Genomic DNA, 19783 nt, shown 5'->3' with positions numbered 1-19783 from the left:
ATCCGTCCATGGCAACCCCCTCCTCGCATTCCTCGAAGGCCGGCACCAAGGGAGTCCCGCGGCAGCACCGCCGCCGGCAGATGCTGGAGGCTGCCACCGAGGAGTTCGGTACGCACGGCTACGCGGCCGCCTCGCTCCCCGCGATCGCCGCGCGGGTGGGGGTGACCAAGACGCTGCTGCACCAGTACTTCGGCACCAAGGAAGAGTTGTACGTGGCTTGCCTGGTCCCGGTCGGGGACCGGCTGCTGGACACCGTCCGCGCGGCCATGGGGGAGGGCGGGGCCGCCCCGCACACGCCGCTGCGCGTGCTCCACGGCATCTTCGTCGCCCTGGAGGGGCAGCGGGAGGCGTGGTTCGTGCTCTACGACACCACCCTGCCGCCCGGCGGTGAGGCCGCGCGCCGGGCCTCGGAGTACTGGTCGGCCATCGACCGGCTCGCCGCCGGCGGCACCGCGGAACTGCTGCGCGCGTCCGGATCCACCGATCCGCTGGACGCCGACGCGCTGAAGTACGTCTGGCGGGACCTGGTCGCCACCCTGGTCCGCTGGTGGGTCAAGCACCCGGAGCAGACTCCGGAGGCCATGACGCGGCGCTGTGCCCGCCTCTTCGCGGCCGCCGCCACCCTCACGCCCGACGGCCGCTCCGGCTGAGGGGCGCTGCTCGGGGGGTTATTTGGCGCGCTCCTGCTCGGCCTGTGCGGCCTGCGCCGCCTTCGCGGCCTTGAGCTTGCGCCACACGGTGCCCAGCGCCTCCAGGTCCCGCTCGTCGAGGAGCTCGGTGAAGACCGGTGCCAGGGCTTCGCGCCGGGTGGCGTCCGCCTCGGCGAACACCGTACGGCCCGCCTCGGTGAGGGAGACCTCCACCGACCGGGCGTCGCGCGCCGAAGGCGTGCGGGTCACCAGGCCTCTGGTCTGCAGGGCGTCCACGACGCGGGAGACCTGGCTGCGACTGAGCAGGGTGCTGTTGCCGAGGACGGAGGCGGGCACCGGCTCGGGGCTGGAGGCCAGCCACAGCATGACCTCGAACCAGGACACCGGGAGGTCGTGGGCCTTGACCAGGGCCCGGTCGACGCGATCGGTCATGGTCGTCCCGGCCCACACCAGCCCGTAGAAGGCGTAGTCGGCCGCCGGCATCTCGGATTCGGTGAGCTTCTTCGGCATGTCGGCAGTCTAGAGCTTGCGTGCGCACGCACATAATTTTATAGTGTGTGTGCACGCACATAAATCACCGCTGTGAAAGGCTCCGCCATGTCGACCACCGCCGCCCCCGCCTCCGCGACCTCCGCCCCCACCGTCCTGATCACCGGCACCTCCTCCGGCATCGGCCTGGCCGCCGCGATCGCCGCCGCCCGGGCCGGCTGGCGCACCGTCGCCACCCTGCGCGACACCGGCCGCGCCGACGCGCTGCGCAAGGCGGCCGTCGAGGCGGGCGTCGAACTCGACGTCCGACAGCTCGACGTCGTCGACGAGGCCTCCGTCGCCGCCGCCGTGGAGGGCGTCATCGCCGACTACGGCCGGCTGGACGCCGTCGTCAACAACGCGGGCGCCGGGCACGTGGGCACCCTGGAGCTCGAATCCGTCGCCGACGTCCGCGAGGTCATGGAGGTCAACTTCTTCGGCGTGCTGAACGTCTCCAAGGCCGCGCTGCCGCACCTGCGGGCCACCGGCGGCCGCCTGATCACGGTCACCAGCGTCGGCGGCGTCATCGGTCAGCCCTTCAACGAGGCCTACTGCGCCGCCAAGTTCGCCGTGGAGGGGTACATGGAGAGCCTGGCCCCCGTCGCGGGCGCCGTCGGCGTGAGCGTGTCCGTCATCGAGCCCGGCGCCGTGGCGACGGAGTTCGTGAACAACATCGGCCTCGACCTCGAAGCCCGGATCGCCGCGGCCGGCCCGTACTCCGACGCGCTGCGCCACTACGTCGAGCGCACGGTCGGCCAGTTCATGAACGGCGCGCAGACCCCGGCCGGCGCGGCCGAGGCCGTCATGGAGGCGCTCACCGCCGACCGGCCCGCCTTCCGCATCCAGACCTCGCAGTGGGCCCGTGACTTCACGGGGACCAAGCTGGCCGACCAGGACGGCTCGGCGGTCGTCGGCATGACCGGAACCTGGGTCGCCTGACCTGCCGCGGGCGTCCCGGCCGAGGGGGCCGGGCCCCCGACCTGTGCTCCGCCCGGATTCGGGTCATGATGGCCGGAGGTGGCCGAGCCCCGCGTGCCGTCCCCGCAAGCGCGCGCGGCGGCCCGCCCGGGTCGGGAGGTGACTCGTGGGCATGGACGAATCGAGCAGGGCTTGGCTCATGATCGGCGTCGTCATCGCCGTCATCCTCCTGGACCTCCTGGCCATCATCCTGATGAACGCCCTCGGCTGATGCCCGGTCCTCGTCAGCCGTACATCGCCAGGCGGTACAGGGTCGCGAGCGCGTCGTCGATGGGATGGGGCTGCGGCCTGCCGGAGGAGTCGAGCCTGTTCCACCTCTGCATGTTGACCGCGACCGCCATCTGCCGCCTGCCGTCGGCACGGGTCATGGCCAGCGTTCCACCACCCCAGACCGTGCCGCCATGGCCCCAGAAGGCGCCCTGACCGGGACCCTCCATCGGGTGCAGGCCGAGGCCGTAGGCGATCGTCCGTCCCTCTTGGGAGACGACCGGGACCGTGCGTTGCATCTCTGCCAGCGACGACGGGCTGACGATCTCTCCGGCCAGCAGCATGCCGTAGAAGCGGTTGAGGTCCGCGACGGTCGATATCAGGGAGCCCGCAGGGATGACCCATGACATGTCGTAGACGCTGTAGTCCCGCGGCGGGTCGATCATGCCGAACCACGCCTCGTAGAGCTGCGAGTGCGGCCCGTCGACGTACGGTCCGGTGGGGAGTTCGGTGTCACGGAGCCCGGCGCGCTCGATGACGTTCCGGGTGATGTACTGCTCGGCCGTCGTGCCGGTCACCTGTTCCAGGAGCTGGGCGAGGAGCAGGTAGTTGGTGTTGGAGTACAACCCCGGAGTGCCGCCCGGGGTGCCGACTGCGGGTGCGGTGACCCCCATCTCGATCAGTTCGATGGGGTCGAACCGGGTGAGCCGGTGGTCGTCCAGGCTCTGGGGCCCGGTGTCCGCGAGGTTGGGGAGCGCCTTGAGGGAGGGGTAGGCGTACGGGAGGTACTCGGCGAGGCCGCTCGTGTGGTTGATCAGCATGCGGACGGTGATCGCGGCACCGCGTTCTCCGGGAATCAGCCCCGGAAGGTATCGGTCGACCGGTGCGTCGAGACCGATCCGACCGTTTTCGACCTGTTGCAGGACCGCGGCGGCGGTGAAGGTCTTGGTGATGCTGCCGACGCGGTGGCGCATGTCGATGGTGACGGGACGGCCGGTGGTGACATCGGCGACCCCGGCGGCACCGCGCCAGACCTGGTCGCCGTCACGAACCTCGGCGAACAGGCCCGGCATTCCGGCTCGGTGGACGTTTTCGAGGGCTGCGCTCAGCGCTGCGGAATCCAGTGGGTTCTTCACGTCATGCGTCCTTTCGCATTCCCCGGGGTGGGCTCCGCATCGGTCGCCTGACCCGGACAAGAGGGCACGAGTGGCATGCCGGCCCGCCCGGCATGCTCATGTCCTCATTATGCACGCGGTGCGTGCAACACCAAGTGCATAGATAGGATGAGGTCCGGCGAGGGGAGCGAGATGACAGGCCGAAGGCGTTGGTCAACCGAAGAGATCCTGGATGCGGCGGCCGAGCTGCTGCGCACGAGCGACGCGGATTCGTTCAGCGTGCGCAAGCTGGCCGCGTCCCTCGGGACCGATTCCTCCAGCCTCTACCGGCACTTCCGCAGCAAGACCGAGCTGCTGCGTGCGGTCGCCGACCGGATCCTCCTGGCTGCGATGGACGGCTACCGCCCCGAGGGTGACTGGAAACGGCGCATCACGTCCCTGGCCCTGTGCGTGAGGGAGGCCTTCGGGCGGCAGCCCCAGCTTGCCGCGGTCTGGGGCCGCTATGCATCGAGCGGCACTGGTTCCCGGATGGTCATGGAAGAGGTGCTGCAGGCCCTGCGCGCGTCGGGCCTGCCCGACGAGGAGATCCCGCTGCGCTACCACCGGCTCGCGGTCCTCCTCGCCGCGCTGATCGCCTCCGAGGCCGGAGTCGGCACCATCACCCCTGAAGAGCACGAACAGGGCATGGAGCTGTTCCGCGTCGCGGTACTCGGCGCCGACCCCGAACGCTTCCCGGCCCTGGCCCACTTCGCCCGCGATGTCCGCCCCCTCGGGGTGGAGCGCCGTGCCGCGTTCGAAGAGATCCTGGCCGCCCAACTCGCCCACATCGAGGCCGCGGTCCGCCCGAGCTAGGCCCTGTTCCGAAAGTGATGGAACACCGACCCCAACCCTACGTCTGGACCAAGACCGCAGACGAGATCCTCGAACGCCTCGCCAGCCATCTGAACAGAATTCCTGACTCAGAAGACTAGGACCGTGTGTCGTCCTGCTCGCGGCTGCTGTCGGAATCCAGGGCTGCGACGGTGAAGCAGACGGCGGTCCCGAGGCCGAACAAGAAGAAGACAGGGTTGACGTAGCCGGGGACGGCGACGGGGTAGTCGCCGACGTCGTCGGCCTCGCACACGAACCGCAGCGGCACGTACTCCACCCGGTAGCCGGAGATCTCCTCCGCCCGCTGCTCCCAACCCTGGGTACGGCACGGCCGGATGGGGACCGAGTTCGTTCCACCGTCCTCGGCCGACATGACCGCGCTGCTGACGTGCAGCAGTCCCCAGGTGTACACGCCCAACGCGATCGCCGCCTGGGCGAAGCCGGCAGTGCGCAGCCAGGCGTGGCTGTCGGCCCGCCGCGGCCCGCCGGCCCGGGCCAGTACACCGAGAGTCCGTCCCGCGAAGACGAACGGGAGGATCAGACCTGCCGGGACGAGAAGCAATAGGAAGAAGGCCATTGCCCGACTCCAGCAGTGTTGGGGGAGTGAGGGCTGTGGTGGAGCCCACAACTCCGGCAATAAGTTCGCAACTGCTCGTCCGCGCGACCACTGCATCAGATCGCAGGTCGGAGCGGGCCGTGGTCGTGCGCGGCGGTGGAGGCCGCCGCATCACGGAAGGACATGAAGCGGGATCGTGACCCGACTTCGGCGGGGATCAATGCTGGACCGAAGCGCTGGTGCCCATCGTCGGGCCCGTGCCCCTGCTCAGTCGGCCCTACTTCGGGGGAATCCGCCCGGTGAGCCTTTCCCAGTCCCGGGAAGCCTCTTCCAGCCGGGTCTCAACGGCCTCGCCCCGGGGGTCAGTGCGGTTGCGCTGACGGAGCTTCTGCAGACGTAGGCTCTCGTCAAGGCCGCTGCCGCTGCCCGAGCCCTCGGCGCCGTGCACGCACTGCCGCAGCACGTACTGCTCGCGGCGGCCGTCGACTACCTCGACCCCCTCGTCTGGGACCTGCTTCCCGACGACTGGGCGCAGACCGCCATCGCCCACGCCACCACCCCCGTGGCCGGCGGCCTGAGCATGCTGCACCGCAGCCGACGCCTCTCGGTGACCGGGACCGACGAACACGCCTACACACTCAGCGACTACCTCGCCCACACGCTCACCGGAGAAACCGGCACTCCGCCGGACTCGGTCTGGAAAGCACTCACCGACACACCAGCCGTCATCGACCAGAACACCCTCATCGCCGCAGCGCACCGCCACGGCCGCCTCGATGCCATCACGCCCCCCGCTCCCACGGCTTCGAACCCCACCGACAGCCCCCTGATCGCAGGCGCCCGCCTGCTCCACGCCCAAGGCCGCACCGATGAAGCGCTGAGCTGGTTCGAGCGGGCAGCAGCGGCAGGACACCATCAGGCATGGCTCGAAGCAGCCACCGTGCTCAGCGGCCAGAACAGAACCGAAGAAGCACTCGCCTGGTACGAACGGGCAGCCCACGCCGGCAACACCGAAGCACTCAGCCACGCCGCATCCGTACTCGCGGCCAGCGGTCGGATCGACGAAGCGCTGCGATGGTACGAACGAGCCGCCGCGTACAACCCATGACGGCAATGAGGAACCGCCAACTTCCGCAACCCAGATCAGAAGCGCGCCCAGCCAAGGCATGGAGGAGGCACCTGCCGGCCCGCACCGCCGCGACAACGGACCCCACGTGTAGACATTCAACGGACCCCATGCCTGGCCCCCCAACCTGACCGCCGGCACCGTCCGCCGCCGCCCGCTTCACCTCCAACTCGACGGCCGCACCGGCGCGGTGAGGGCGGTGGCGGCATTCACCTCAACTGACGGCACCCCCCGCCGGCGGCGCCCGACTCCGATAGCATCTGACATTTCGTCAAATTGCTTTCGTACGAGGCTTTCCTGGTCCTTCGGTACGCAAGGAACGGAGTCTGTCCGGCCCCTTGCCGTGTCGCCCCGGTTCGCGAATGATGCTCGCGGCGCGTCGGTCGGCGGTGCTCCGTCGCGATGCGTCCACCCCCCTCGCACCCGGTCGGCCAGGAGGCCTGTTTTGCGGACGAACCGTCACATCCGGAGATCGATGGTGATAGTCGGTGCTGCCCTCGCGGTGGTCGTCGCCGTTCCCCAAGTGGCCTTCGCGGCACCGCCCCCGGCGCTTCCCGGTAGGGCCGAAGCGATCGAGCTGGCCTACCAGCCCGCGTACGACTACGACACCGACGGCTGCTACCCGACACCCGCCATCAGTGCGAGCGGGGTGCTGAACGGCGGACTCAAACCCACCGGCGCCCTGAGCGGCAGCTGCCGGGACTCCTCGGACCTCGACAACACCAACGGCTACTCCCGTTGGGCCTGCAACAACGGCTGGTGCGCCGTCATGTACGCGCTCTACTTCGAGAAGGACCAGGCCCTGCCCGGCATCGAGCTCGGCGGCCACCGCCACGACTGGGAGCACGTGGTCGTGTGGATCCAGGGCAACGAGGCCAAGTACGTCGCGACCTCCGCCCACGGGGACTTCAACATCCACTCGCGCGACCAGATCCGCTGGGACGGCAACCACCCCAAGATCGTTTACCACAAGGACGGCATCGGCACGCACTGCTTCCGCGCCGCGAACACCAACGACGAACCGCCCGAGAACCACCGCCGCGCCTGGCAGTTCCCCACCCTCGTCGGCTGGTCGGGCTACCCGGCGACCGTGCGGGACAAGCTCACCCAGGCCGATTTCGGCAGTGCGCACTTCGGTCTGAAGGACGGCTCCTTCGCCTCGCACTTGGCGGAGGCCAAGCCGGCGGGCATCCCCTTCGACCCGTACCAGTGACACGCGACGCGCAGGGGGGCGGTGCCCCCTGCGCGGTGTCGTCAGCCCGCCCAGATCCTGCGGTACCCCTCGCGGTAGCCGGACGGGTCCCAGGACGTGGCGCCCTCGCTGTTGTCGGCCGTGGCGATGTGCACGGGAGCCACGTAGCCGCTGGCCGGCCGGTCGGCGAAGGCCCGGTTGAACTCGTCGATGATCTGCCAGCCCTGCTGGTTCAGCGGCTCGGGCACGGTGGCGGCCTGGAACTGCCCGCTGTTGATCCGCTGGAAGGCGGACGGGTCGCCGTCGCCCGCGCCGATGTTGAAGGGCGGACCGGAGCCCGGCTTGCCCGCCGCGCGCAGGGCCGGGGCCGCGTCCGCGAAGTAGAGGTCGTTGATGGCGGCGGAGTACGTCCAATCGTCATGGAAGCGGGAGAGCAGGGAGGAGACCGCCTGCGGGGTGCGGATCCCGGCGTCGGGGATGGGGATGTTCTCGTAGCTCAGGAGCCGGACGCCGGAGCAGGTGGCGAGCTCCTTGCGGATCAGCTCCGCCTTGTTCTTCGCGAACGGGATCGAGTCGTCGGTGAAGAGGACGACTCCGGCATCGCCCACGGACCGGGCGATGATCCAGTCCGCGCTGATCCTCGCCACGTCCTCCACCTTGGTGGTGACGTTGGTGAACAGCTTCGGTCGCTCGCTCGGGCCGGGGGAGCCCACCGCGTGCCAGCCGATCACGGGGATGTGCGCCGCTTCGGCCCGCGCCATCTGTTGCGAGGTCAGCTGGGGATCGAAGCCGCCGATGACGATGCCCGAGGGCCGTACGGTGATGGCTTGGCTGAGTGCTGCCTGGATGCCGGCCGGGGTGCCGTCCCCGTCGATCACCCGCACCTGCCAGCCGATGGCCTTCGCGGCCTCCTCGACGCCCTTCGCGACGCCCGCGACACCGGGATTGGTCATGGTCTGCGCGACGTAGACGATCGACTTGTCGGGGACCGCCGCGGGGCCGGTGGTGGGGCCGTGCCACGCGGTGTCGGTGTTCTCGGCCCGCGCGACGGCCGCCCTGGCGCTCGCGAGGGCCGCCGGACAGCCGGCCCCGGGCGGCGCGGCGCCGGTGGCCGGGCCGCCGTTCCCGCAGCCGGCGAGGAGGGCGGAGACCGCTGCCAGCAGGGCCGCGGTCGTGAGGGTGGTCCTGCGGTGCGGGTGCGACGGTGGGTACGGGGCCTTCGGGTACACGGTGCTCCTGACGCGGTACGCGTACGAACTTTCCTAGGGGGTGCGCAGCCGGCGCCGGGCGGAGTAGCCGGCCAGGCCGACGGCGATGAGCAGGGTGGCGCCGTTGAACAGCGGCGTGGCCCAGAAGTCGGCGCCGAGCTGGCCGATGCCGGCGAGGCCGATGGCGAGGACGGCGACCGCCACGACGGTGCCGAGGGCGTTGACGCGGCCGGGTTTGATCGTGGTGGACCCCAGCAGGGCGCCGACGAACGCGGGCAGCAGGTAGTCCAGCCCGACGCTCGGGTTGCCGGTCTGCTGCTGGGCGGCGAGGAGGACCCCGGCGAGGCCGGTGACCAGGCCCGATCCGGCGAAGGCGTAGACGGAGTACCGGTGGCTGGGGATGCCGATGATGTCGGCGGTGCGCCGGCTGGAGCCGATGACGTACATGTACCGGCCGAGCGGCAGCCGTTCCAGGACCACCCACAGGGCGGCCGCGAGGGCCAGGACGTAGTAGGCGGGGAGCGGCAGGCCGAGGAACCGGGAGTCGTAGAGGCCGGTGAAGGCCGCGGGCAGGCCGTCCGGGCCGGGGACGATCCGGGAGCCGTCGGTGATCCAGCCGGTGACGGCGTACATCATGCTGCCGGTGCCGAGGGTGGCGATGAAGGAGTCGATCCGCACGTACTCGACGATGACGCCGTTGAGGACGCCGACCAGTGCCCCGCCGAGGACCACGGTGAGGCAGGCGAGCGGCCAGGGCCAGCCCGTGTTGACGATGAGCTGCATCACCATCACATGGGCCAGGCCGAGGCCGTAGCCCATGGACAGGTCGAACTTGCCGGTGGCGATGGGGATGGTCGCGCCGAGGGCCAGGATGGCCGGGATCGACTGGTTGGACAGGATTGAGGAGACGTTGTCCCGGGTGGGGAAGGTGTCCGGCAGGACGAGGGAGAAGACGAGGAAGAGCAGGACGGCGAGGATCAGCAGGCCGTAAGTGCCGAGGTGGTGACCCCGCAGGTGGTCCAGCAGGGACCGCGGCGAGGACGGACGAGAAGGCGACGGCGCGGGCGGGGGCGGCGGGGAAGAGGAAGGGGCCATGGTCATCGGTCCGTCGTGGGTCCGGTGATCGCGGGCATGGCCGAGGCGGTTCGGGTGAGTTCGGCGACGGTGAGGGCCGCACCGCTCAGCTCGGCGCTCACGCTCCCGCGGACGAACACCAGGGCGCGATGGCACACGTCCGCGACCTCTTCGAAATCGGTGGAGATGAGCAGGACCGCCAGGCCCGAGGCCAGCGCGTCGTCGAGCAGCCGGTGGATGGTCGCCTTGGCGCCGACGTCCACACCGGCGGTCGGTTCCTCCAGGACGAGCAGGCGCAGGTGTCCCCGGAGCCAACGGCCGACCATGACCTTCTGCTGGTTGCCGCCGGACAGGGTGGCGATCGGCACCTCGCTGTCGCGGGGGTGCACCGAGAACCGGTCGATCAGGGCGGTGGCCCGGGCGCGCTCGCGGCGGGGGCTGATCCAGTGAGTCGCCGGGGCGCCGGACGCGCGCGGGTTCGCCAAGAAGTTCTCCCGTACGGTCAGGTCGGCGGCGCAGCCCTCCTCCTGACGGTTGGCCGCCACGAAGCCGACGCCGGAGTCGAGTGCGGAGTGGACCGTACGCGGGCGGTACGGCCGGCCGTCGAGCAGCACCCGACCGCCGAGGATCGGTAGGGCGCCGGCGAGGGCGCGGCCCAGCTCCATGTGGCCGGCGCCGGTCAGGCCCACCATGCCGAGGACCTCGCCGGCGCGCAGGTCCAGGCTCACCCCTGCGGTGGACACGGTCCGCACCCCGTCGAGGCTCAGCAGGGGCGCGCCGGCGGCGGGGGGAGCGGCGGGCACGCGTCCGGCCGGTGCGTGGCCCACGATCGCGCGCACCAGCCGGTCGGGGCCGTGGCCGGCGAGCGGGCCCCGGTCGACCAGCCGGCCGTCCCGCAGCACGGCGAAGGCATCGGCGACCCGGTAGACCTCGTCGAGCCGGTGGCTGACGTAGAGGATGCCGTGGCCGCGGTCGCGCAGGGTGTGCAGCACGTCGAAGAGCCGCGCGCAGTCGGCGGCCGGCAGGGTGGCGGTCGGCTCGTCGAGCACGATGAGCTCGGCCCGGGTGGCGAGGGCGCGGGCGATGGCGACGAGCGAGCGCTCGGCGGGGCCGAGGCGGGCGACCGGGGCGTCGGCGTCCAGGTGCCCGGCGACGATCCGCAGGGCCTCGTCGCAGTGCTCGCGGGTCCGCCGCCAGGAGATCAGCCCGAGGCGACGGGGATAGCCCGGTCCCAGGGCGATGTTCTCGGCCACCGTCATCCACGGGACGAGCCCGAGGTCCTGGTGGATGAAGGACATGTTCCGGGTCGCGGCGTGGCTGGCGAGGGGATGGCCGGCCACCGTGACCTCGCCCGTGTCGGCCCGGTGCACCCCGGCGAGCACCTTGATGAGAGTGGACTTTCCGGCTCCGTTGGGGCCGAGCAGGGCCAGGACGCTGCCGCGCCGGATGTCGAGGTCGACCGAGTCCAGCGCGAGCGTGCCGCCGAACCGTTTGCTCAGGCCGCGCACGCGGACGAGTGGTGGGGCACCGGACCGCGAGGGTGGGCTCGCCCAGGTGTCGGGAGCGTCATGCACGGACTTCTCCGGGGGTCGGCCTCCGAGTTCTTCCCGACGGTACGGGCACTCTACGGGGGCATGGCGGTGCATTACCGGCATATCGGCGCGCTGTCTGACCCCATTGGCCGAACGGCGGGGGTTCGGGGGTCATGCCGCGGCCAGGGTGCACTCGGCCCAGATGACCTTGCCGTCGGTGGTGTAGCGGGTGCCCCAGGACTGGGCGAGCTGGGCGACGAGGAACAGGCCGCGGCCGCCCTCGTCGGTGGTGGCCGACAGGCGCATGCGCGGGGCGCTGCTGCTGGCGTCGTGCACCTCGCAGATCAGGTTGCGATCGTGGATGAGCCTCACCCAGATGGGTGCGGTCCCGTACCGGACGGCGTTCGTGACCAGCTCGCTGAGCAGCAGTTCCGTGGCGAACGCGGACTCCTCCAGCCCCCACCGGTTCAGTTGGCTCACGGAAGCGGCGCGCACCTCGGAGACGAGCGCCGGATCGGCGGCCAGCTCCCAGGAGGCGATCCGGTCCTGGGGTACGGCGTGGGTGCGGGCGACCAGCAGCGCGATGTCGTCGGCGGGGTGCTCGGGCGCCACGGCATCGAGGACGGCGTCACAGGTTTCCTCAGGCGCCCGGTCCGGGTGCGCCAGTGCTCGGTGCAGGGCGTCGAGGGCCACGTCGACGTCGCGGTGGCGGTCCTTCATGAGCCCGTCGGTGTAGAGGACGAGCTGACTGTGTTCGGGGAGCCGGATCTCGACCGACTCGAAGGGCAGGCCGCCGAGGCCGAGCGGGGGCCCTGCGGGCAGGTCGAGGAGGGACACGGTGCCGTCGGGCTGGACCAGCGCGGGCGGAGGGTGGCCGGCCCGGGCCATCGTGCACTGCTGGGAGGTGGGGTCGTAGATGGCGTACAGGCAGGTGGCGCCCACGATGCCGGTGCTGCCGGAGCCGGGACCGTCCCCGCCCTCCTCGCGGTCGAGGCGCACCATCAGGTTGTCCAAATGGGTGAGGAGCTCGTCGGGGGCCAGTTCCAGCTCGGCGAAGTTGCGGGCGGCGGTGCGCAGCCGGCCCATGGTGGCGGCGGCGTGCAGGCCGTGGCCGACGACGTCGCCGACGAGGAGGGCCACCCTCGTCCCGGACAGGGGGATGACGTCGAACCAGTCGCCGCCCACGCCCGACTCGGCGGGCAGGTAGCGGTGGGCGACTTCGACGGCGCTCTGCTCGGGCAGGCCTCGGGGGAGCAGGCTGCGCTGCAGGGACAGGGCGAGGGTGTGCTCGCGGGTGTAGCGGCGGGCGTTGTCGATGCAGAGCGAGGCGCGGGCGGCGAGCTCCTGGGCCAGTGAGCGGTCGTCGTCCCCGTAGGGGGCCGGGTCCTGCGAGCGGTAGAAGCTCGCGACGCCGAGGACGGCCCCACGGGCGAGCAGGGGGACCGTGATGAGGGAGTGGACGTTGTGGGCGAGGAGCAGTTCGGCGTGCTGGGGGTCCTGGGCGATCCAGCCGAAGGCGGCCTTCAGGTCTTGTTCGAGCACCGGCTGGCGGGTGGCGATGCAGCGCATGTGGGGCGTGGTGGGCCGCAGGCTGACCTGCGTGCCGACCGGGTAGAAGGGGCAGTCCTCGCGGATGCCGTGGACCACGGTGCGGTGCATCTCGGTGGTGGGATGGGGGGACTCCTCCCCGAGCAGTACGCCCCCGGGCAGGTCGATGGTGACGAAGTCGGCCAACCTGGGGACGGCCGTTTCGGCGAGCTCCCAGGCGGTGCGGCTCACGTCCAGCGTGGTGCCGATGCGGTTGCTCGCCTCGGCCAGCAACTCCAGGCGCCGGCGCGCTGCGACGGCGTACTTGCCGACCTCGGGCTCGCCCACCAGCACCAGCCCTCTGACCCGACCCTGGGCTGGGCCGCCGGCGAACGCCCGGGCGGCCTCCCCGGCGGGGCGCCCGGCGAGCGGTGCGCCGCGTGCGCGGACCGTCGCCGGACCCGGACCGGGGGTGACGCCGGGGCCGAGCGCGGTCGGCAGCGCAGCGGGGGCGTGGGGGTGGGTGGGGGCGGGGGCGTGCCGCTCCGTGTCCTCGGGGAGCAGTGCCTCGACGACGACGCCCTCCACTCCGGCGGCGCTCGTCACGGGGCGGCTGACCAGCGTGACCCACCGGCCGCGGGACAGGGGCACCTCCGCGGCGGCCCGCCGGTCCCCGGACATAAGCTCCGTGGCCTTCTCCTTCAGGGTCGCCTGGTCGCTCTGCTCCAGCTCGCTCTGGAGGAAGTCGGCCATCGCGACGGGGTGCCCGTCGAGGCCGTGCTCGCTGCTCAGGGCGAGGCTCGCGGTGTCGAGATAGGCCTGCAGGAGGCCGTGCTCGCGCGCCGAACTCTGGTCCATCAGCCGCCGCTCGATGGCTTCGGCCGCCTTGCGCACCACGGGGATCAGCGCCGGGTCGGCCTCGGTGTAGGGGTAGCCGAGGCACAGGACGCCCTGGATGTGTCCGCTGAGCTGGTCGCGCAGGGGGATCGCGGTGCAAGCGCTCGACTGGGCCCGCTCGGCGAAGTGCTCGGCGCCGTAGACCTGGCAGAGTCGCCGCTCCGCGAGGCTGAGGCCGATGCCGTTCGTCCCGGCGACCTGTTCGGCGAAGACGAACCCCGGGACGGTCTGGATCGGCGCGAGACGGCGGACCATCGATTTCTCGCCAAAGCGGCGCGCGAGCACCATGCCGTAACCGTCGGCGAGGCAGATGTTCGTCTGGCTGCCCGCGAAAATGGCCTGGAGCCGGTCGAGCACCGGCTCGGCGGCGCGCAGCAGCGGACCGTCCACGTCGAAGTCCTCCCGGAAGGGCAGCTCGGACTGGTCCGGCGACAGCCCCAGCAGACGGCTGCGCTGCCACGAACTCAGGATCGGACTTCTCACGCTTCCCTCGACCGACTCGCCCTGTAGGAATCGGTCACGGAAGCGCACGGGGCCGATGCGGTCCCCGACGACCCCCATGTGCATCACGTCCCCTCACCGGAGCGCCCTCGATCACAGGATTTGAGTATATTCCTCACGATTCGGCGATGAGTAAGGGAGCGAAGTGATCAGCGGGCGCGGGCGTCACAGGATCGCGACCGGATTGACGGGCGAGCCCGTTCCGCCGGGGACGTTCAGCGGTGCCACGACGAGCAGGAACGCGTAACGGCCCGCTTCGGCGCACGCGGCCGAGAGCGGTTCGAGGTCGAGGTTGTCCAGCAGCGGCACCCCCATCGCCGCAACGGCGAGCGCGTGGACGGGGGAGTGCAGCCCCTCGACCGGCGAAGGTCGTACGTCGCTGTCCCCGTCGCCGCCCAGCAGCGCGACGGCGCGCTCGGCCAGCAGCGGTACGGCGTGCACGTGCCACCCCGCGCTCGCCGCGTCGGGGTCCCACGGGCCGAGCTCCCGGCGTCGACGCAGGGCCCCGGAGCGCAGCAGCACCGCGTCGCCGCCCCCGACGCTCACTCCGAGCGCCTCCTCCGCGGCGACGAGGTCCCGTGCGTGCACCGCACGGCCCGGTTCGAGCCATTCGACCCCGAGCACGGCGGGCAGGTCGATCAGGACGCCCCGCGTGACCAGGGGGCCGAGCGCCGATACGGCGCCGAAGCGGACACCGGCCGCACCGACGTGCTCGCGCGCCGAGCGCCCGTCGTACAGTTGCCCTCGGTAGGCAACGTGTGACAGTGCGTCCAGGTGCGTCACGGCCTTGCCGTGGTAGTCCGCGGCCAGGAAGTCCTTGTGGACGGACGGCTCCGGGGCCTGCACGTCGCCGAGGTCGGACATGTAGTGCAGCGCGGGCCTCGCGTTGTCCGGGCCGGGGCGGGTGTCCCAGGGCCGTCCCATCGGAACGACCGTCCCGTCCCGGACCGCGGCGGTGGCCCTGCGCGCGTGTTCCGCCGTCACCCCGTTCCAGGCCCCGCGGTCCGCCGCCGCCCACCGGCCCCACGTACGGACCGACGTGAACAGTGCGTCGAACTCCCGGCGGGAGACCGCGGGCCCGTTGGCCGGACCGCTCGCCGGCCCCTCGTCGGGGGCATCGGTGGGTGTGCCGCTCATGTCCCCAGTGTCCGGCGTTTCGCGCCCCGGCGCTGGCCGGGAGACGTGCTCCGCAGAAGGGGGCGCCGGTCACCCGCGCTAGGGTGCGCACGTGAGCTTCCATGTCGTCATCGGTTGGGGACCCGCCGGAGCCGCCGCTGCTCGGCTCCTCGCCGAACAGGGCCATACCGTAAGGGCCGTCACCAGATCGGGCCGAAGCCCGGAACCCGGGATCGAACACGTCGCGCTGGACGCGACGGACACCCGGCGGCTGACCGAAGCCGCGCGGGGCGCGGTGGCGATCCACAGCTGCGCCGCACCGCCCTACCGGCGTTGGGCGGCCGACTGGCCGTCGCTGGCCTCGTCGCTCTGCGCCGCGGCCGAAGCGACCGGGGCCGTACTGGTCATGCTGGGGAACCTCTACGGCTACGGCCCGGTGGACGGCCCCCTGACCGAGGACCTTCCGCTCGCGGCCACCGGCACCAAGGGGCGGGTCCGGGCCGAGATCTGGGAGCAGGCGCGGAAACTCCACGAGCAGGGCCGGATCAGGGCGGTCGAGGTGCGCGCCTCGGACTTCTTCGGACCCGGCGTCACCGATGGCGGCCACCTCGCCGCACGGGTCGTGCCGCCGCTCCTGCGCGGCAAACCGGTCACGACGCTGGGGGACCCGGACGCCCCGCACAGCTGGACCTACCTCCCCGACGTCGCCCGGACACTGGTCGAAGTCGCGGACGAGGAGAGCGCCTGGGGGCGCGCCTGGCACGTCCCGACCCAGCCGGCGCTGTCCGTGCGGGAGATGGTCGAGCGGCTCTGCGCCCAGGCGGGAACGGGACCGGTCGCCGTGCGCGGGCTCCCGTCCGCCGTGGTCGGCGCGGCCTCGCTCTTCTCTCCGCTGATCCGCGAACTGAAGGAGGTCCGCTACCAGTTCGACCGTCCGTTCGTCGTGAGTTCGCGCGCCTACGAGGAGGCGTTCGCGGTCCGGGCCACCCCCGTCGACGAGCAGGTCAAGGCGACCGTGGAATGGTGGCGCGAACGACTCGCGGCCGGTGACCGACACGGGTGACGGGGCAGGGGCGGGCCGGGCCAGTACGGGAATCACCCGTCCGGCCGCCGCAACGGCGGGGGAAACGGGATACCCGCCCGGTTTGACGGGGGATGCAAACCGGGCGGGAGTTCTCAACTCGCCCTGCCGAGCTTACTGTAGGCGGCTGCCGCTTGGGTGAGCCATGCGAGCTCTGCCGCGAAGTCGTTCGTATCGCGGTCGTCGAAATCGCCGGCGTCCTCGTCGTTCCGGGGCACCGTGCGGGTCGGTTTTGCCTGCAAGGCGCGCTTGAACTGTGCAGCTTCGGTGAAGGCCTGCCGCGATTCCACGCTCACCTCCTTGGCCGGATCACGGCCCCCGGTGGCGGCGCGGTCGATGGACGGACGCAAGTCCCGCCAGAGCGGGTGGAGCGACCGGTACGACCGGTACGCCCGGTACGTGCGGGCCCGTTCCGGAGCCGGGTCGCCGCCGGCCCCCGGAGGAGTTGGGGTCAGGCCGAGCGGGAGCACGACGATGCCGCGGCGCTGAAGACCGACGCGGCGACCTCATCTGCTGTGATCCGGCCACCGGGCGGGCGCGGAACGTTCCGGGCGAACGCGGTCGAGCGGTGGGTGTCAGTGGTCGGGCAGGGTGCTCGGGCCGCCGGTCAAAGAGACGTGCAGGCCGTCCGGTCGGACCTCGGCGGAGGTGGCGGCGAGCCCGAGCGGGTACTCCTTCGGCGCGCCCGACTGCGGGCCGAACCCGTCGGCACCGATCCCGAGCCGGGAGGTGGGGACGGAGCGGCCGAACAGGGTGAGCCCGTCGACGCCGAGGGTGACCTTGCCGTCCGCGAGCACCGGACGCAGCGTCAGCCGCCCGAGGCCGCCCGGGCCGACGTCCGTGAGGATCGTCCCCTTGGCCGGGTCGGTGGTGACGTCGGCCACCGCCACGGACGGAACGGCGTTGCGGATCGCGGCGGCGAGGGACTGCGTGGAGACCGTCACGTCCGCGCGGGTGCTGCCGACCGTGTTCGTTTCGCCGAGGCGGACGTCGTCCAGCCGGGCCCGGACGCGGACTTGGGAGAGCCGTCCCACCCGGGCGTCGTCGCTGCTGATGTCGAGCTGGGGAATGCTTCCGTGCGCCAGGTCCCACAGGGCCCAGTCGCCGGCCGTGGCGACTGCCACGTCGTCACCGAGTCCGGGAGCCGCTCGTGCGACGCGGTCGTGTATGCGGTGGCGGACCGTGTACTCGGCCGCGCCGGTGGCGACGACGGCCAGCAGGACCACGGCGACCGTGACCGTGAAGACGGGTCGGCGGCGCAGGGCGGCCCAGGTCCTCGTCAGGGGGTGCTTCATCGCCGTTCTCCTCGTGCGGGTGTGAAATCGGGTGCGGGGGTGCCTGGTGCACCGGGGTCAGATCCCGGAGTAGGTCCGGGAGTCGGTCCGGGATTCGATCGGGGATTCGATCCGGGATCGTACCCGGCAAGGGGCTCCGGTCCGGCGGCGGGCCCTTCCGGGTCGAGATGCGGAAGGAACCGGTCCAACCAGTCGGGGAGCCACCAGTTGGCGCGCCCGAGGAGGTACATGGACGAGGGCACCAGGAGCAGGCGGACCACGGTGGCGTCGATGATGACGCTGACGCCGAGGCCCAGCGCGAGCATCTTGACGGCGACGTTGGTGGAGAGCAGGAACGCCAGGAACACGCTGGTCATGATCAGTGCCGCGCAGGTGATGACGCGGGCCGTGGCGGCGAGTCCGGTGGCGACGGCCCGGTGGTTGTCCCGGCAACTCAGCCAGGTCTCGCGGATCCGGGAGAGCAGGAAGACCTCGTAGTCCATGGAGAGCCCGAAGACGATCGCGAACATCATCATCGGTACGTAGGACTCGACGGGCACCTTCTCGGTGACGCCGAACAGCGCCCCGCCCCAGCCCCATTGGAAGACCGCGACGACCACGCCGTAGGCGGCGGCGATGGAGAAGAGGTTGAGCACGGCGGCCTTGAGCGCCACCAGCGGGCTGCGGAAGACGGTCAGCAGCAGCAGGAACGCGGCGGCGACGACCACGGCGATGATCAGGGGCAGTTTGGCGGTGAGGGTGTCGGTGAAGGTCTGGGCGGCGGCGGTCGTGCCCGTGAGGTAGCCGGTGGCTCCGGTGCCCGACAGCGTCCGCGGCACCGTCTCGTCCTGCAAGGTGTGGATCAGGTCCGCGGTGGCCGCGTCCTGCGGGCCGGTGGTGGGCACGACCGTGGTGATGAGCAGGGCGCGGTCGGGGCTGGGCACCGGCGCAGTGACGGAGGCGACGCCCGGTACGGCGGCCAGCTCGCGCCGGAGCGACGCCGCGAGGTCCTGGCGCAGGCCCTCGCTCTCGACGTGGCGGCTGTCGAGGTGGGTGACGACGGTGAGCGGGCCGTTGGCCCCCGGGCCGAAGCCCTCGGTGATCAGATCGTAGGCGCGGCGGTCGGTCCTGCTGGTGGACTGGGCACCTGCGTCGACGTGGCCGAGCTGCATGGACGCGACGGGGACCGCCAGTGCACCGAGTACGAGCAGGCCGCCGACCAGGAAGAGCCACGGGCGACGGCTCACCCTGACGGCCCAGCGCTGCCAGACGTCCGCCTCACCGGTGGGTTCCGCGACCGGCTCGCGGACGTGCAGGCGGTCGATGCGGCGGCCGAGCAGACCGAGCAGGGCGGGGGTCAGGGTCACGGACGCGGCCGCGGCCACGAGGACGCTGAGTCCGGCGGCGACACCGAGGGCGCCGATGAAGCCGACGCCGGAGGCGCACAGCCCGCCCAGGGCCATGGCCACCGTGGCGGCCGCGACCAGCACGGCCCGGCCGCTGGTGGCCACCGTGCGGCCGACCGCCTCGGTGGGTTCGGCTCCGGCGTGCAGCAGGGCCCGGTAGCGGGTGGCGAGGAAGAGCGCGTAGTCGATGCCGACGCCGAGGCCCATCATCGCGGCCAGGGTCGGAGCGGCCTGGGCGAAGCCGAAGTGCCCGGCGAGCAGTCCGAGCCCGGCCAGGCTCACGGACAGGCCGATCACGGCCGTCACCAGGGGCAGGCCGGTGGCGGCGACGCTGCCGAAGCCGATCAGCAGCACGAGCACGGCGACGGCCAGACCGATCGCCTCCGAGGCGCGGTCGGCGGACTTGGGGGTGGCCAGCTGGCCGAGCGGGGCCCCGTACTCGACGGTGACGTCGTCGGCGCGCAGCGGCTCGACGGCGGTGTCGACCTCAGCGAGGTAGGTGGGGTCGAAGCTCGCCGGGTTGCCGTCGAAGCGGACGGTCACCTGGGCGGTCCGGCCGTTTGCGGAGACCGCCCCGGGGGTGGTGAGCGGGTCGGCCACCGACAGGACGTCCGGAAGCCGGCCCAGGTTGGCGACGGCCGTCTCGACGGCCGCCCGGTGATCGGTGACCGCACCCTCGTCGGAGGTGATCACGAGGGCGGAGGCGGTGCCGCCGGACGCGGTGGTGTGGGCCGTCAGCAGGTCCGCGCCGGTCTGGGTGCTGGTACCGGGGAGGGAGAAGCTGTCCGCGTAGGTGCCGCCCCAGGTGTGGTTGGCGAGCCCGAGGCCGACCAGTGCCAGTACCCACAGGGCGACGACCCGCCAGGCGTGCCGGGCGCACCAGCGCCCGCTCCGGTGGAGCAGCCCCGGTCGCCGGGCCGATTCAGTGTTCATGGGGCCACTGTG

The 19783-nt window shown here is 71.8% G+C and carries 17 protein-coding genes; 6 read left to right on the top strand and 11 right to left on the bottom strand.

All coding sequences use genetic code 11. From position 1 onward, the window contains the following. The first annotated feature begins 8 nt into the window (after positions 1 to 8). Complete coding sequence (locus OG207_RS03175) at positions 9 to 650, top strand: TetR/AcrR family transcriptional regulator (protein WP_329095652.1); 642 nt, start codon at positions 9 to 11, stop codon at positions 648 to 650. Between the two features lie 18 nt (positions 651 to 668). Here OG207_RS03175 and OG207_RS03170 read toward each other — a convergent pair whose 3' ends face one another. Beyond that, positions 669 to 1160 (bottom strand): MarR family winged helix-turn-helix transcriptional regulator, encoded by a 492-nt coding sequence (locus OG207_RS03170; RefSeq protein ID WP_329095651.1) that lies wholly within the window; start codon positions 1158 to 1160, stop codon positions 669 to 671. An 87-nt stretch (positions 1161 to 1247) separates the two neighbouring features. Here OG207_RS03170 and OG207_RS03165 point away from each other — a divergent pair, with 87 nt between their 5' ends. Further along, positions 1248 to 2117, top strand: a complete 870-nt coding sequence (locus OG207_RS03165) for an SDR family NAD(P)-dependent oxidoreductase (protein ID WP_329095650.1) — start codon at positions 1248 to 1250, stop codon at positions 2115 to 2117. Between the two features lie 263 nt (positions 2118 to 2380). Here the strand turns inward: OG207_RS03165 and OG207_RS03160 are convergent, their stop codons facing one another. Further along, a complete protein-coding gene (locus tag OG207_RS03160) occupies positions 2381 to 3499 on the bottom strand; it encodes a serine hydrolase domain-containing protein (protein WP_329095649.1) in 1119 nt (372 codons plus the stop codon). Between the two features lie 171 nt (positions 3500 to 3670). Here OG207_RS03160 and OG207_RS03155 point away from each other — a divergent pair, with 171 nt between their 5' ends. Further along, entirely contained in the window at positions 3671 to 4330 is a 660-nt protein-coding gene (locus tag OG207_RS03155) for a TetR/AcrR family transcriptional regulator (protein WP_329095647.1), read from the top strand. Between the two features lie 115 nt (positions 4331 to 4445). Here the strand turns inward: OG207_RS03155 and OG207_RS03150 are convergent, their stop codons facing one another. Beyond that, positions 4446 to 4925: a hypothetical protein gene (locus tag OG207_RS03150; protein WP_329095645.1), complete on the bottom strand. Its 480-nt coding sequence runs from the start codon at positions 4923 to 4925 to the stop codon at positions 4446 to 4448. Positions 4926 to 5346: 421 nt separating this feature from the next. Between OG207_RS03150 and OG207_RS03145 the strand changes: the two genes are divergently transcribed. Together OG207_RS03145 and OG207_RS03140 are read left to right on the top strand one after the other, a co-directional pair. Next, positions 5347 to 6012, top strand: coding sequence for a tetratricopeptide repeat protein (locus OG207_RS03145; protein ID WP_329095643.1), 666 nt, complete (start codon positions 5347 to 5349; stop codon positions 6010 to 6012). 493 nt (positions 6013 to 6505) lie between these two features. Then, entirely contained in the window at positions 6506 to 7243 is a 738-nt protein-coding gene (locus OG207_RS03140) for an NPP1 family protein (RefSeq protein WP_329095641.1), read from the top strand. Positions 7244 to 7284: 41 nt separating this feature from the next. Here the strand turns inward: OG207_RS03140 and OG207_RS03135 are convergent, their stop codons facing one another. The 5 genes from OG207_RS03135 to OG207_RS03115 form a co-directional block, all read right to left on the bottom strand. Continuing rightward, positions 7285 to 8385 carry a substrate-binding domain-containing protein gene (locus tag OG207_RS03135; protein ID WP_329107412.1) on the bottom strand — a complete coding sequence of 367 codons (1101 nt, stop codon included), beginning with the start codon at positions 8383 to 8385 and terminating at the stop codon, positions 7285 to 7287. Positions 8386 to 8484: 99 nt separating this feature from the next. After that, on the bottom strand, positions 8485 to 9525 hold the full coding sequence (locus tag OG207_RS03130; RefSeq protein ID WP_402694519.1) for an ABC transporter permease: 1041 nt from the start codon (positions 9523 to 9525) through the stop codon (positions 8485 to 8487). 2 nt (positions 9526 to 9527) lie between these two features. Next, positions 9528 to 11078, bottom strand: coding sequence for a sugar ABC transporter ATP-binding protein (locus tag OG207_RS03125; RefSeq protein WP_329095636.1), 1551 nt, complete (start codon positions 11076 to 11078; stop codon positions 9528 to 9530). Positions 11079 to 11207: 129 nt separating this feature from the next. Beyond that, positions 11208 to 14021 (bottom strand): SpoIIE family protein phosphatase, encoded by a 2814-nt coding sequence (locus OG207_RS03120; RefSeq protein WP_329107410.1) that lies wholly within the window; start codon positions 14019 to 14021, stop codon positions 11208 to 11210. A gap of 105 nt (positions 14022 to 14126) precedes the next feature. Further along, positions 14127 to 15098: a cyclase family protein gene (locus OG207_RS03115; RefSeq protein WP_329095635.1), complete on the bottom strand. Its 972-nt coding sequence runs from the start codon at positions 15096 to 15098 to the stop codon at positions 14127 to 14129. Between the two features lie 91 nt (positions 15099 to 15189). Here OG207_RS03115 and OG207_RS03110 point away from each other — a divergent pair, with 91 nt between their 5' ends. Beyond that, on the top strand, positions 15190 to 16140 hold the full coding sequence (locus OG207_RS03110; protein ID WP_329095634.1) for an NAD-dependent epimerase/dehydratase family protein: 951 nt from the start codon (positions 15190 to 15192) through the stop codon (positions 16138 to 16140). 113 nt (positions 16141 to 16253) lie between these two features. On the opposite strand, the gene OG207_RS03105 is transcribed toward OG207_RS03110, so the two are convergent. The 3 genes from OG207_RS03105 to OG207_RS03095 all read right to left on the bottom strand — a co-directional run bounded on the left by OG207_RS03105 (position 16254) and on the right by OG207_RS03095 (position 19771). Beyond that, on the bottom strand, positions 16254 to 16448 hold the full coding sequence (locus OG207_RS03105; protein ID WP_329095633.1) for a DUF6545 domain-containing protein: 195 nt from the start codon (positions 16446 to 16448) through the stop codon (positions 16254 to 16256). A 285-nt stretch (positions 16449 to 16733) separates the two neighbouring features. After that, on the bottom strand, positions 16734 to 17453 hold the full coding sequence (locus OG207_RS03100; RefSeq protein WP_329095631.1) for an LmeA family phospholipid-binding protein: 720 nt from the start codon (positions 17451 to 17453) through the stop codon (positions 16734 to 16736). Further along, complete coding sequence (locus OG207_RS03095) at positions 17450 to 19771, bottom strand: MMPL family transporter (RefSeq protein WP_329095630.1); 2322 nt, start codon at positions 19769 to 19771, stop codon at positions 17450 to 17452. The genes OG207_RS03100 and OG207_RS03095 overlap by 4 nt, the downstream gene beginning before the upstream one ends. Between the last annotated feature and the right edge of the window lie 12 nt (positions 19772 to 19783).

This window comes from Streptomyces sp. NBC_01439 (assembly GCF_036227605.1).
GTDB lineage: Bacteria > Actinomycetota > Actinomycetes > Streptomycetales > Streptomycetaceae > Streptomyces.
The sequence above is the reverse complement of the archived record's forward strand: the minus strand, read 5'-3'. Positions and strand labels throughout refer to the sequence as shown.

What these genes read in the sequence shown, in the direction of transcription:
- OG207_RS03115 (WP_329095635.1), bottom strand. Translation starts at nt 15,098, where the DNA reads ATGAGCGGCACACCCACCGATGCCCCCGACGAGGGGCCGGCGAGCGGT.
- OG207_RS03095 (WP_329095630.1), bottom strand. Translation starts at nt 19,771, where the DNA reads ATGAACACTGAATCGGCCCGGCGACCGGGGCTGCTCCACCGGAGCGGG.
- OG207_RS03120 (WP_329107410.1), bottom strand. Translation starts at nt 14,021, where the DNA reads ATGGGGGTCGTCGGGGACCGCATCGGCCCCGTGCGCTTCCGTGACCGA.
- OG207_RS03150 (WP_329095645.1), bottom strand. Translation starts at nt 4,925, where the DNA reads ATGGCCTTCTTCCTATTGCTTCTCGTCCCGGCAGGTCTGATCCTCCCG.
- OG207_RS03170 (WP_329095651.1), bottom strand. Translation starts at nt 1,160, where the DNA reads ATGCCGAAGAAGCTCACCGAATCCGAGATGCCGGCGGCCGACTACGCC.
- OG207_RS03175 (WP_329095652.1), top strand. Translation starts at nt 9, where the DNA reads ATGGCAACCCCCTCCTCGCATTCCTCGAAGGCCGGCACCAAGGGAGTC.
- OG207_RS03155 (WP_329095647.1), top strand. Translation starts at nt 3,671, where the DNA reads ATGACAGGCCGAAGGCGTTGGTCAACCGAAGAGATCCTGGATGCGGCG.
- OG207_RS03100 (WP_329095631.1), bottom strand. Translation starts at nt 17,453, where the DNA reads ATGAAGCACCCCCTGACGAGGACCTGGGCCGCCCTGCGCCGCCGACCC.
- OG207_RS03130 (WP_402694519.1), bottom strand. Translation starts at nt 9,525, where the DNA reads ATGGCCCCTTCCTCTTCCCCGCCGCCCCCGCCCGCGCCGTCGCCTTCT.
- OG207_RS03165 (WP_329095650.1), top strand. Translation starts at nt 1,248, where the DNA reads ATGTCGACCACCGCCGCCCCCGCCTCCGCGACCTCCGCCCCCACCGTC.
- OG207_RS03140 (WP_329095641.1), top strand. Translation starts at nt 6,506, where the DNA reads ATGGTGATAGTCGGTGCTGCCCTCGCGGTGGTCGTCGCCGTTCCCCAA.